Origin of the sequence: Bradyrhizobium sp. 186 (assembly GCF_023101685.1) — a bacterium.
In the GTDB taxonomy this organism is placed as follows: domain Bacteria; phylum Pseudomonadota; class Alphaproteobacteria; order Rhizobiales; family Xanthobacteraceae; genus Bradyrhizobium.
The window spans coordinates 8,130,937-8,143,132 of record NZ_CP082164.1 but is presented as its reverse complement, the minus strand read 5'-3'; the positions used below and the strand labels follow the sequence as shown (position 1 = coordinate 8,143,132).

The 12,196-nt window shown below is 63.9% G+C and carries 12 protein-coding genes; 9 read left to right on the top strand and 3 right to left on the bottom strand.

Annotation, left to right across the window (positions count from 1 at the left end; genetic code table 11):
• Positions 1-25 precede the first annotated feature (25 nt).
• From IVB18_RS39025 to IVB18_RS38995, 7 genes are all read left to right on the top strand, one after another.
• Positions 26-1,723: a methyl-accepting chemotaxis protein gene (locus IVB18_RS39025; protein WP_247985553.1), complete on the top strand. Its 1,698-nt coding sequence runs from the start codon at positions 26-28 to the stop codon at positions 1,721-1,723.
• A 63-nt stretch (positions 1,724-1,786) separates the two neighbouring features.
• The gene (locus tag IVB18_RS39020) at positions 1,787-2,275 is read left to right on the top strand and encodes a chemotaxis protein CheW (RefSeq protein ID WP_247985552.1); all 489 of its coding nucleotides are present in this window, start codon (positions 1,787-1,789) and stop codon (positions 2,273-2,275) included.
• Positions 2,276-2,335: 60 nt separating this feature from the next.
• The gene (locus IVB18_RS39015; protein WP_247985551.1) at positions 2,336-4,138 is read left to right on the top strand and encodes a methyl-accepting chemotaxis protein; all 1,803 of its coding nucleotides are present in this window, start codon (positions 2,336-2,338) and stop codon (positions 4,136-4,138) included.
• A 138-nt stretch (positions 4,139-4,276) separates the two neighbouring features.
• Positions 4,277-5,131 carry a CheR family methyltransferase gene (locus IVB18_RS39010; protein ID WP_247985550.1) on the top strand — a complete coding sequence of 285 codons (855 nt, stop codon included), beginning with the start codon at positions 4,277-4,279 and terminating at the stop codon, positions 5,129-5,131.
• A gap of 17 nt (positions 5,132-5,148) precedes the next feature.
• Positions 5,149-6,240 (top strand): chemotaxis response regulator protein-glutamate methylesterase, encoded by a 1,092-nt coding sequence (locus IVB18_RS39005; protein WP_247985549.1) that lies wholly within the window; start codon positions 5,149-5,151, stop codon positions 6,238-6,240.
• Positions 6,241-6,245: 5 nt separating this feature from the next.
• Positions 6,246-7,967: a chemotaxis protein gene (locus IVB18_RS39000; RefSeq protein WP_247985548.1), complete on the top strand. Its 1,722-nt coding sequence runs from the start codon at positions 6,246-6,248 to the stop codon at positions 7,965-7,967.
• 153 nt (positions 7,968-8,120) lie between these two features.
• Positions 8,121-8,579 carry a hypothetical protein gene (locus IVB18_RS38995; protein WP_247985547.1) on the top strand — a complete coding sequence of 153 codons (459 nt, stop codon included), beginning with the start codon at positions 8,121-8,123 and terminating at the stop codon, positions 8,577-8,579.
• 39 nt (positions 8,580-8,618) lie between these two features.
• On the opposite strand, the gene galE is transcribed toward IVB18_RS38995, so the two are convergent.
• The gene (gene galE, locus IVB18_RS38990; RefSeq protein ID WP_247985546.1) at positions 8,619-9,611 is read right to left on the bottom strand and encodes a UDP-glucose 4-epimerase GalE; all 993 of its coding nucleotides are present in this window, start codon (positions 9,609-9,611) and stop codon (positions 8,619-8,621) included.
• Between the two features lie 653 nt (positions 9,612-10,264).
• Here galE and IVB18_RS38985 point away from each other — a divergent pair.
• The gene (locus tag IVB18_RS38985) at positions 10,265-10,549 is read left to right on the top strand and encodes a hypothetical protein (protein ID WP_247985545.1); all 285 of its coding nucleotides are present in this window, start codon (positions 10,265-10,267) and stop codon (positions 10,547-10,549) included.
• Positions 10,550-10,566: 17 nt separating this feature from the next.
• On the opposite strand, the gene IVB18_RS38980 is transcribed toward IVB18_RS38985, so the two are convergent.
• Positions 10,567-10,932: a VanZ family protein gene (locus IVB18_RS38980; RefSeq protein ID WP_346732577.1), complete on the bottom strand. Its 366-nt coding sequence runs from the start codon at positions 10,930-10,932 to the stop codon at positions 10,567-10,569.
• Positions 10,933-11,153: 221 nt separating this feature from the next.
• Here IVB18_RS38980 and IVB18_RS38975 point away from each other — a divergent pair, with 221 nt between their 5' ends.
• Positions 11,154-11,699 carry an NUDIX hydrolase gene (locus IVB18_RS38975; RefSeq protein WP_247985543.1) on the top strand — a complete coding sequence of 182 codons (546 nt, stop codon included), beginning with the start codon at positions 11,154-11,156 and terminating at the stop codon, positions 11,697-11,699.
• Between the two features lie 121 nt (positions 11,700-11,820).
• Here the strand turns inward: IVB18_RS38975 and IVB18_RS38970 are convergent, their stop codons facing one another.
• The gene (locus tag IVB18_RS38970; RefSeq protein WP_247985542.1) at positions 11,821-11,994 is read right to left on the bottom strand and encodes a hypothetical protein; all 174 of its coding nucleotides are present in this window, start codon (positions 11,992-11,994) and stop codon (positions 11,821-11,823) included.
• Positions 11,995-12,196: the final 202 nt, after the last annotated feature.

The following is a 12,196-nucleotide window of genomic DNA, read 5'->3' as shown; positions in this document are numbered from 1 at the left end:
TGGACTTGGGACTTAGGGGCTGGAAATGAGATTTACGGTCAAAGCGAAGCTTGCCAGCGCGTTCGGCGTGATTCTCCTGCTGTCGATGGCCGCGGGCGGCGTCGCCTACATGAAGCTCAGCGATATGATCGCCACCACCGAAAGCCTGGTGGCTCGCGCCGGACGGATGGAGCGTGCAGCCGAACTTGAGAAGGGCATTCTCCTGCAGGTTCGCGCTGAGAAGAACTCGATCGTGGCGCCCGACACCGAGTACGACAGATTTTCCTCGGAGATTGCGAAGCTGCGCGAGGGCTTGATGAAGTCGAAGGATGAGATCCATTCGGCAGCAACACCCGAGGGCAAGAAGCTGCTGGAGAGCTTCTCGGTGGCCTATACCCGCATGAACGCCGTCCAGGACGAGGCGCTCAAGCTTGCGAAGGTCGATAAAGCCAAGGCGGCCGAGCGCTCGATGACCGACGTCCGCAAGGCTGTCGGGGAGGCGATGGAAGCCGCGAACACCTACGTCGCCTATGTCAAGAAGACGATGGACGAGCAGTCGGCGCAAGCCCACGAAGACGGCAACCGGGCTCAGTTCTTGCTGATTACCTTCGTTCTGTCGTCGCTGGCGATAGGCATCGTCGCCGCGATCTGGATTTCGATCAGCATCGCTCGCGGCCTTGGCCGTGCGGTCGGCCTGGCCGGCGCGGTTGCCGATGGCGACCTCAGCCAGATGATCAAGGTTTCCAGCAATGACGAGATCGGCGACCTCACCAAGTCGCTGAACGTCATGGTCGAAAAGCTGCGGCAGATCGTGTCGGAAGCCCTGACCGCCGCGCAGAACGTCTCGGCCGGAAGCCAGGAGCTGTCCGCCAGCGCCGAGCAGCTCTCGCAGGGCGCGACCGAGCAGGCCTCGTCGGCGGAGGAAGCCTCCTCCTCGATGGAGGAGATGGCGTCCAACGTGAAGCAGAACGCCGACAACGCCAACCAGACCGAGAAGATCGCGGCGCAATCGGCCAAGGATGCGGAGGCCAGCGGCGCCGCGGTCGGCCGCGCGGTCAACGCGATGCAGACCATCGCCGAGAAGATCACCATCGTGCAGGAGATCGCGCGGCAGACCGACCTGTTGGCCCTGAACGCTGCGGTCGAGGCCGCGCGCGCCGGGGAGCACGGCAAGGGCTTTGCGGTGGTCGCTTCCGAAGTGCGCAAGCTTGCCGAGCGCAGCCAGGCTGCAGCGGCTGAGATCGGCACACTATCGACGGAAACCGTCAAGGTCGCCCAGGAAGCCGGCGGCATGCTGTCCAGGCTCGTGCCCGACATCAAGAAGACCGCCGAACTGGTCCAGGAGATCACCGCGGCCTGCCGCGAGCAGGATGTCGGTTCGGCCCAGATCAATCAGGCCATCCAGCAGCTCGACAAGGTCGGGCAGCAGAACGCCAGCGCGTCCGAGCAGGTGTCCTCGACCTCGGAAGAGCTGGCCTCGCAGGCTGAGCAGCTCCAATCGACCATCTCGTTCTTCCGCATCGAGCACGCGACGCGCAAGGAGAAGGCCGCAGCCGCGCCGATCGACCGCGCCGTCAGCCAGCTCCGCACCAAGGCCGCGCACATGGCGGCGGCCGATCGCGGCGCGAAGAAGCCGGCACCCGTTCGCCAGCCCGCGCGTGCGGTGAAGGTCGCCAATGGCGGCGGCTTCGCCTTCGACATGCATGACGGCGAAGACGACCGCGACGCCGAGTTTCAACGCTGACCAGCGGGGTCCGGCCCCGCGCCGGACCGCCGCTTCGGAACTCATCACCACCTGGAACGCATCATGGCCGCAACCTCGCAATATCTGACCCTCGGGCTCGCCGGCGAGACCTTCGGCATCAGCATCCGCAATGTCCGCGAAATTCTCGACATGCGGACGATCTCGCGATTGCCGCACGCGCCGCATTTCCTGCTCGGCATGATCGACGTGCGGGGCAGCGGTTATCCGATCGTGGATCTCAGGACCAAGCTGGGCTTGCCGAACGTGGCGGCGACCGAGGCCACCCGCATCATCATCCTGGACGTGCCGATGAAGGATCGCCTGGTCGGGGTCGGGTTCGTCGCCGATTGCGTCTTCGAGGTCACCGACATTGACGAGCAGGCGATCGAGCCCGTGCCCGAGGTTGGCGGCAAATGGCAATCCGACTATGCGGCCGGCATCGGGCGCAAGGGCGAGAAGTTCGTCGTCATTTTCGATCTCGCCAAGCTGATGGCGAACGACGAAATTCCGGAAGGGCGTGGCGCGGCTGCGGATGCATCTCGCGCCGCCTGAGTTTGCAAGCATGAAGCGTTGTCAAGCGTAAGCACCCCAATTCGAACCAACGAGACCAACATGAGATTCACCGTCAAAGCCAAGCTTGCGAGCGCCTTCGGCGTCGTCATCCTGCTCTCCATGATCGCCGGCGGGGTCGCCTATCTCAAATTGAGCGACATGGTGGGCACGGCTGAGCACCTGTCCGCACGGGCTGGCCGCTTGGCGAAGGTGGCGGAGCTTCAGGAAAGTGTCCTGCTTCAGGTCCGGGCCGAAAAGAACGCGATTCTTGCCGCTGAAGCCGACCAGGACAAGTTCATCAGCCAGATCGCCCAGTTGCGCGAACGCGCGACGAAGGTCAAGGAAGAGGCCTACAAGGGAGCCAGCGAGACCGGCAGGAAGATGATCGATGCGTTCTCGACCGCCTATGCCAGTTGGAGCGTGGTGCAGGACCAGACGCTCAAGGCGTTGAAGCAGGACAGGGCCAAAGCTGCCGAACGTTCGATGACCGAAGGCGTGAAGGCCTCGACGCCGGCACTCGAAGCTGCCAGCGAGTACATCAACTATGTCAAGAAGCAGATGGCCGAAGAGAGCGAGGCGGCCGGGATCGAGGGGACCCGGGCGAAAATCGTGCTGCTGAGCCTCATTCTGGTGTCCCTGATCATTGCGGTTGCAGCCGCTTCCTGGATCGCGCTGAGCATAAGCCGTGCTCTGTCGCGCGCCGTTGACCTTGCCGACGCCGTCGCGATTGGCGACCTCAGCGGGAAGATCGACGTCGTCAGCAATGACGAGCTCGGCGATCTGATCAAGTCCCTCAACAAGATGACGGTCAACCTCAACGGCACGGCCGCGGTCGCCAACGAGATCGCGCAAGGCAATCTCATGGTCGAAGCCAAGCCGCTGTCGGACAAGGACATGCTGGGCCTTGCGCTCGAGCGGATGGTGGAAAAGCTCCGCCAGATCGTGTCGGAGGCCCTGACCGCGGCGCAGAACGTCTCCGCCGGGAGCCAGGAGCTCTCCGCCAGCGCCGAGCAGCTTTCGCAGGGCGCGACCGAGCAGGCCTCGTCAGCGGAAGAGGCGTCCTCCTCGATGGAGGAGATGGCGTCGAACGTGAAGCAGAACGCCGACAACGCCAACCAGACCGAGAAGATCGCCGCGCGATCGGCCCAGGACGCCGAAGCCAGCGGCGCTGCCGTCGGCCGTGCCGTCAATGCGATGCAGACCATCGCCGAGAAGATCACCATCGTGCAGGAGATCGCACGGCAGACCGACCTGCTTGCCCTGAACGCCGCGGTCGAGGCCGCGCGCGCCGGCGAGCACGGCAAGGGCTTTGCGGTGGTCGCTTCCGAAGTGCGCAAGCTTGCCGAGCGCAGCCAGGCTGCAGCGACTGAGATCGGCACACTATCGACGGAAACGGTCAAGGCCGCGCAGGAAGCCGGCAATATGCTCGCCAAGCTTGTGCCGGACATCAAGAAGACCGCCGAGCTGGTCGAGGAGATCACCGCGGCCTGTCGCGAGCAGGACGTCGGCTCGGCCCAGATCAACCAGGCGATCCAGCAGCTCGACAAGGTCGGCCAGCAGAACGCCAGCGCTTCCGAGCAGGTCTCCTCGACCTCGGAAGAGCTCGCTTCGCAGGCCGAGCAGCTCCAGTCGACGATCGCCTACTTCCGCATCGAGCAAGGCGGGAAGAGCCAGGCGGCGGCGCCGATCGATCGCGCCATCAATCAGTTGCGTGCCAAGGCCGTGCACATGGCGGCGGCCGATCGTCCGGCCAGGAAGCCCCAGGCCAAGCCGGCGCGCGCCGTGAAGGCTGCCGGCGGTGGCGGCTTCGCCTTCGACATGAATGACGGCGAGGACGATCGCGACGCCGACTTCCAGCGCTAAGACCTTTGAGGCATCGGCCCGCCCTTCACAGGCGGGCCGATCCGTCTTCAGCGGTTTTAGTAAAAGTGTAGGAATCAAGATGGCCCGTATGGCCCGATATGCGATGCAGGCGGCCATCCCGGGCTCGGGCAGGCAACCATGATGCCTGCCGTGCATGATACCGCCGTGCATCTGTCGGACCGTCACTTTCGGACCATTGCCGAGCTGATCGAGGGCCAGGTCGGCATCAAGTTGCCGCAGGGCAAGCGGCTGATGCTCGAGGGACGGTTGCACAAGCGCGTGCGCGCGCTGAATTTTTCCGATCTCAACGAGTATGTCGACAACCTGTTCGTGGCGGATCATTTCGACACCGAGCTCACCCATCTCATCGACGTGGTGACCACCAACAAGACCGACTTCTTCCGCGAGCCGCAGCATTTCACCTTCATGCGGGACGTCGCGATCCCGGCTCTGCTCAAATCGCACGGACGCAGGACCGCGAACCTGAAGATCTGGAGCTCGGCCAGCTCCACCGGCATGGAGGCCTACACGACGGCCATGGTGCTCGACGACATGACGCGGGCCGGATCACGGTTTCAGTATCGTATCCTCGGGACCGACATCTCGACCGCTGTGCTGCGCCTCGCCAAGACCGCGATCTACACCCGCGACGTGCTGGCGCCCGTGCCCGAGGATTTCCTGAAGAGATATTTCCTGTCGTCACGCGATAAGTCGCGCGGCGAGCTCCGGGTGGCGCCGGAATTGCGGCGCATGACGCATTTCATGCGGATGAACCTCATGGATAAGTCCTATCCCGTCGACCGGGATGTCGACATCATCTTCTGCCGCAACGTCCTGATCTATTTCGACAAGCCGACGCAGCGCAAGGTCGTCGAGCAGCTCTGCAGCCATTTGCGGCCCGGCGGCTATCTGCTGGTCGGACATTCGGAATCGATGATTCACAGTGCGGTCCCGGGTCTGAAGCAGGTTCAGCCCACCATTTTCCAGGTCTGATTGGAGCGCCGCGCAAAATGCCGAAGGGGAAAGTTCGCGTACTGATCGTGGACGATTCGGCGTCGGTGCGCCAAATCCTTCAGACGATCCTCAACGAAGATCCCGACATCGAGGTGATGGGGACGGCCTCGGATCCGTTCGCGGCGGCGCGCCGCCTCCAGAGCGAAATCCCGGACGTCATCATTCTCGACATCGAGATGCCGCGCATGGACGGCATGACCTTCCTGCGCAAGATCATGGCGCAGCGACCGATCCCGGTGATCATCTGCTCCTCCCTCACGGAGGAGGGCTCGAATGTGATGTTCGAGGCGTTCGAGGCCGGCGCCGTCGACATCGTGCCGAAGCCGAAGATCGACACCCGGCAGGCGCTGCTCGAGTGTTCCACGCGGCTGCGCGAATCCGTGAAGTCGGCGGCGCGCGCGCGCGTGCGTCCGCGCGCGGAGCGGCGGGCGATCGAGAGGAAGCTGACGGCCGACGCAATCATCCCGCCGCCGGTGCAGGGCCGGTCGCGACCGACGACAGAAGGCATCGTCTGCATCGGCGCCTCCACCGGAGGCACGGAAGCGCTGAACGACGTGCTGGAGATGCTGCCGGCAAGCTGCCCGGGCATCCTCATCGTGCAGCACATGCCGGCGGGCTTTACCGCTGCGTTTGCCAGGCGTCTGGACGGTGTCTGCCAGATGCGGGTGAAGGAAGCCGAGGACGGCGAGCCGGTTTTGCCGGGCTGCGCCTATATCGCGCCGGGCGCCCGTCACATGCTGCTCCAGCGCATCGGCCTGCGCTACCAGATCGCGATCAAGGACGGTCCGCCGGTGTCGCGACATCGCCCGTCGGTCGACGTGCTGTTCCGCTCGGCGGCCCAGCATGCCGGCGCTAATGCGCTCGGCGTCATCATGACCGGGATGGGCGACGACGGCGCGCGCGGGATGCTGGAGATGCGCAAGCTCGGCGCTTCCACGCGAGCGCAGGATGAAGAAAGCTGCGTGGTGTTCGGCATGCCGAAGGAAGCCATTGCCCATGGCGGCGTCGAGAAGGTCGTGTCGCTGCACCACATCCCGCGCGAGATCATGCACTGGTATCAGGCCGGGCACGCAGCGGTGGCGGGTTGATCGCAATGTCCGCCGTTCCTGCCAGCATGCTCACGGAGGCGATTGCCGCGATCGAGGACGTCTCGTCGCGTATCGAGGATGTTTTCGCGCGCGTTGGTCACCAGCTCGGTCGCGGCCACATCATCTTCAAGGAACTGAACCAGGGTCTTGCGACGCTCTCCGAGGAACTATCGGGCGCCGAGATCGAGGGGGCCGCGACCGCGTTGCAGGAGATCGCCGCGCAGCTGAGCGAGCTGGCGCAGGCGCTGCCGGCCGAGAGCGCCCTGCTCGCGGCGATCGGCAAGAGCACAGCGGAGGCGTCCTCGCTGCTCAAGCCGCTGTTTAAGCACATCCAGATGATCACCATCATCGCGCGCTCCGCCCGGATCGAGGCCGCTTCGCTCGACGTCGATCGCGAGGGCTTTCTCGCCTTCACGCAGGAGGCCTACGATCTCGGCAAGGCCGTGCAGCGGTCGATCGAAGGGTGCGCACGGGATCAGCAACGGCTGTCGGAGGCGGTCGCCACCGCGTCCGGCCGGCAGAAGGAATTCGAGAGCCGTTACCGGGATCAACTGGTGTCGGAGAGCGCCGAACTCGGCGCGGCCTATTCCGGATTGCGTGACCAGCGCAGCAAGAGCAGCCATCTCGCCGACCTCGCGAGCTCCAGCACCAGGAAGATCGCCGAAGCGGTGGGCAGCGCGATCATCTCCTTGCAGGCCGGCGACAGCACGCGCCAACGCCTCGAGCATGTCTGTCACGGCCTTGGCCTCGCGTCCGGATCCGGCCCTGGCCTCGTTCCGGAACCGGTCGCGAGCGACGACGGCGCGCGCGCGGTCTGCCAGTTGCAGGCAACCCAGCTCAGGGACGCCCAGCGCGAGTTTGGCGGCGACATCGGCCAGATCGTTCGCACTCTGACGGCGATCCTGAATGATGCGGGCAATGTCGTCAGTCACGGCCGCTCGCTGTTCGGCGCCGAGGATGGCGGCTCGTCGTCGTTCCTGGCGCGCATCAAGCATACGCTGGCGCAGGCCTCGATCTTGATCGCCACCTGCGAGGGCGCAGGCCGCTCGGTCGACGATGCGCTCGCGATCGTCGAGGAGACGCTGGCGAAGTTCCGCGAGGCGATCGCCGGGCTCGCCGAGGCCACGGTCGACATCACCCTGATCGGGATGAATGCCGGCCTCAAGGCCAGCCATCTCGGCAGCCGTGGCAGCGCCTTCGTGGTCATCGCCAACGAGCTCAAGGCGACCGCCGACCATGTCTCGGCGGGCGCAGGGCGCTTGAGGCCCGTGCTTGACGGCATCGAACGGTCGGCCAACGAGCTGAAGGAGCTCCGCGTGCAGGGCGATCCCACGCAGCTCGCCAAGCTCGAGCCGCAGATACTCCAGGCGCTGCGCGAGGTCGAGGCCGGCAACGAACGGCTCGGCAGGCTGATGAGCCGGCTGATCGACGAGGGCGCGGAATTCGAAGGCTTGATGAATTCGGCGCAAGGCCTGATGACCACGCTCGGCGAGGGCTCCGCGGCATTGCCTGCGGTCGCCGCGCGCCTCGAGACCGCGAGCGCGGGCGTGCAGCGGCTGCAACCGCACGACGAGGCGATGCTCGACGATCTCTTCGCGCACTACACGATGGCGCGCGAGCGGGACGTCCACCGGGAATTTTTGCAAACGCTTGGGCTTGCGTCGATCGCCGCTACGCGCCGGGTCGAGGCGGTCGAGACCGCCGATGACGGCATAGAATTGTTTTGACGCCGGCCGCCGGCGTCGCCTGGCGCGTCGGGCAGCAATTTGACGGGTTGGCTTTGCGGGGCGTTAACCGTAGCGGAATGCTCACTGCATCGGTCATTGTCGCGCCCTAGAGTTCGTCGCAAATACGGATGAATTTCACGACGGATGTTTTTCATGCTGAGAGACGGCAAATACGCTGCCTGGTTCAGGACCCCGCATGGTCAGGGCACCGGCCTCGTGTATCTGACCGAGGGCCGGATCTCGGGCAGCGACAGCTTCTTCACCTATGGCGGTTCCTATCGTGTCGATGAGCTGCACTTCTCGGCCGTCCTGACCGTGTACCGGCATGCCGACGGCCCGCCGAGCGTGTTCGGGCCGGACGAGGTCGAGGTCAATCTTTCAGGTGTGTGCAACGGCTCGGTTGCGACGTGCGCGGGGACGGCCAAGGAAGTGCCCGATGTGAAGTTCGAGGCGACGCTGATCTACAGCCGGGAAGACGTGCCGGCCGCCGACGCCGGAGGCGCGGTCGTGAAGCTCAACGCCGACAAGCTGCCCAAGGGCCTCGACAGCCGTTCGCGGCCGCGCCATCCGTTCGTGCCGGGAACGCTTGGGTCAGAACGGAATCGACCATAGGACACTCGTCACGCGCTCTGATTGACGTCGATGACGTTGTCAGGCCCGCTTGAGCGGATGCGCCTTCTGGTGCCAGGCCCAGGCGGTGCGGATCACGCTCGGCAGGTCGGAATGGCGCGGCACGAAGTTCAGCACCTTTCGCGCAGCGGAGGGGTCGGCGACCAGATAGGTGGGGTCGCCGGCGCGGCGCGGCTTGATGGTGTGGGGTACCTCGCGCCCGGTCTCCTGCCTGATGGCGGTCAGAATCTCGCGCACCGAAAAGCCGGAGCCGGTGCCGAGATTGAAGCTGCCGCCGGCATGTCCCTGTTCCAGCAGTTTCAGCGCCGCGACATGCGCCGCGGCGAGATCGGTGACATGGATGTAGTCGCGGATCGCGGTGCCGTCGGGCGTGTCGTAGTCGTCGCCGAACACGGCAAAGTCGACGTGACCCTGCAAGGCCATCATGGCGCGCGGAATGAGATGGGTTTCGTTGTCACGCAACTCGCCGATGCCGCCGGCCGGATCGGCACCGCTGGCGTTGAAATAGCGCAGGCAGAAAGCGCCGAAGCCGTAGGCGGCGCGGTAATCGGCCAGCATGCGCTCGATCATCCACTTCGATGCGCCATAGGGGTTGATCGGCGCGCAGGGAAAATCCTCCGGCAGTTCCTTGGAATCGGCGTTGCCGTAGACGGCGCCGGTCGAGGAGAACACGATACGCTGGCAACCTGCGTTGCGCATCGCCTGCAACAGCGACAGCGTGCCCTGCAGATTGTTGATGTAGTATTTCTGCGGGTCGGTCATGGACTCGCCGACGAGGCTCGCCGCCGCGAAATGCATCACCGCCGTGACCTTGTAATCGGCGAAGGCGCGCGCCAGCGTCGCGCCGTCGAGCAGATCGCCGGTCACCAGTGGGCCGGCAACGAAGCTGCGATGACCTGTCGAGAGATTGTCATAGACGACGGGCTGGTAGCCGGCGGCGGACAGCGCGCGGCAGGCATGCGAGCCGATATAGCCCGCGCCCCCTGTGACGAGGATAGTTGGTCCGTTGGTCATGCCTGCTTACCTCAAAGCGAAATCAACAATCATCCAGGCAACCGCCGCCAGCAACAAATCGGCACAAAGCACCAGGAGTGCAATCGTGAGCCATTCGGGGCCTTTGCGGCGAAGCCGGGCCATACGTCGGCCAAGCGCCGTGGAGAAGGTCAGAGAATGCCGAGCGGCTGTCCCGGAGATGACATGACTCAAAGGGAAGGCTGTCGGAGTGACCTGTTCCAATGTGATTGCCCCTAAACTACCAGTGGATCGATCTGGGTAGCATAGAGCGATCTTCGCTGTACGCAACCTGGTAGTGTCTTAGTACGCTTGTCGTTCTGGCCGCCCGAGGTCTTCAGCTCACAAAATCAAGATTTAGCGGTGCGCCGGGTGCGCTCATGCCGATGCGGAAATGGCGGGATTACCCGCGGTTCGATTTGACGTCGATCCTACCGTACTGAGATGCGCTCGCGACGGGACCCAGACGTGCAGCCGTGAAAGGCAATTCCGAAAAGCCCTGACCTCTCGGTCTCGTAATCCGCTCGTGTCAAAGGTCTTTGTCTTAGCCTTGCGTTGACCCTGTTGGTACGAAAACGGTTTGCGACTGCGTCGCAGCAACCGTACCTTTAGGCACGAGAATTAGGTTGATGTTCGTGTAAAGGACGGACTGGAACATGCCACAGATCTGGATGACGTATGACGAACTGGCGGCACTTAGTGAGTGCACGCCCGCAGAAGCCAGAATGCGGGCCATCCATTTGTCGCTTGACCGTCGCAAAAGCCGCGATGGGGCAACCCGCGTTAAACTCGATCTGGCGCTAACGGCCAAATTCTTCGCGTCTGTCCGCGAGGCCGATTTTGATCTGGATAGCACCATCGAGGCGCTCCAGGCCACGCATCGGCAGATGGCAGAGCTCCTGACGCCGAACGAGTTCCTTGGCAGGCGCGGATCGGCTTGATCCGCCGCCCGCTGGCTTCAGGATGGGGGTCTGGGTATGAAGGCCAGAATCGTCTGGGCGAGGATCACACCGACGGTGCCGCCTGCCGCTTTCTGCAGCACATCCAAAAAGCCCGGATCACGATCGGGTGTGAGCGCCTGCAGGAGCTCCAGCCCCATTGCGACGGCGACGACAAGCGAGCAGGCCAAAGCGAGCCGTCCGGGCAGCAGGAAGGACAGAAGAAAGCCCAACAGGCCATAGGCGCTGAAGCGCTCGATCACAACGACCCAATAGGCCTCGTGATGACCCATGAGCGCCGGCCTCCCCGCAAGCCTCGCCAAGGTGGCGTAGGCGATGAGGGCGAGGCAGATTCCCGCGGCTACGAACAGGTGATTTCGGCGCATTGCCCAGCATAGCCGGTCGAGGGGCGGTTCGCTTCGAAAGACGAGAATATCGTTAAAGTGCTCGCTCCCAGCAGGGCGCTGGAGCGGAGGCCTTTGGCGGATGGGCGGCTGTCGCGGTGAACGCTCGAATTCGGTCAGGCGACACAACACCGCTCCCGCGGCCTCACGCCTGAAACGTCACACGGTCTGTAAGCAGCGTCCAACGAAGGAGACTTGTCTGGATGGTCCGGGAAGTGCCGAAAATCCTGAAGGCTGAGCGTACGATGGTCTCACCCTGGCTCGAGGTCATCGCTCGGGATGTGAGACTCTCTGCGGAGTCTTCCGTTGAGACCTATTATGCGATTGCGCAGCCGGACTATGTGGCCGTCCTGGCCATTACGCCGGACTCGCGTGTGCTCCTGGTGCGTCAATATCGTCCGGCGATCGAGCGCTTCTCCCTGGAACTACCCGCCGGCATGGTCGATCCAAACGAAGATCCGCTCGAGACCGCCAAGCGCGAGCTCCTGGAAGAGACCGGCTATCCCACGATGAGCATCGAACTCATCGGCAAAGGCGCGACCTGCTCCAGTCGGATCAGCAATACGACTCTTTCGTTCGTCGTCAGGACTGGCGATCGCGCGCCCGGATTTGTCGAAGAGCCAGGTGTCCAGGTCAGCTCTGTCTCAACGGATGAACTTCATAGCCTCGTCTTGTCAGGCGAGTTCGGCGAGCAGACCCATTTGGGTGTGCTGGCTCAGGCATCTGCGAGGGGGCTTCTGATCCTCTAGCGTGCATGAGGACCTGTTCGCCGTCATCACGAGATCGTTCGCAGATCACCGCAGCACGGGATCGCGGGCTGCGCCCGAGCGCAGGCGGAATGCTGCCGTTCTCGACGCATCGCTTCCGATTCTAGGCCTTCTTACCCGTCCTCGGTTTCAACGAAAGACCAAGCCGCAAGGCCATGCGCTTGATCGCATCGGGCGAGCGCCCGAGCTGTTTCGCCGCCTCTTCCAGCGAAGTCGAAGACTTGGCCAACTCCATCAGCCGGCGGTCTTCCTTGAACGACCAGGGCCTGCGCGCCATAACTGAAATCATCCTCTCGTCGACACAAAGACAAAGCCGCCAAGCGGACCCATGTTCGCTCGACGGCTTTGCTTGGGTGGGGCCGGGCCTGGGGGAGCCCGGTGAGGCGATGGATAAGCGATCGGTGAGACTTCGCAACAAACAACGCGGATTAAGCTAACCGCTCAACCTTACCGGGGCAGGATCGCGAGTCTGCATCCGT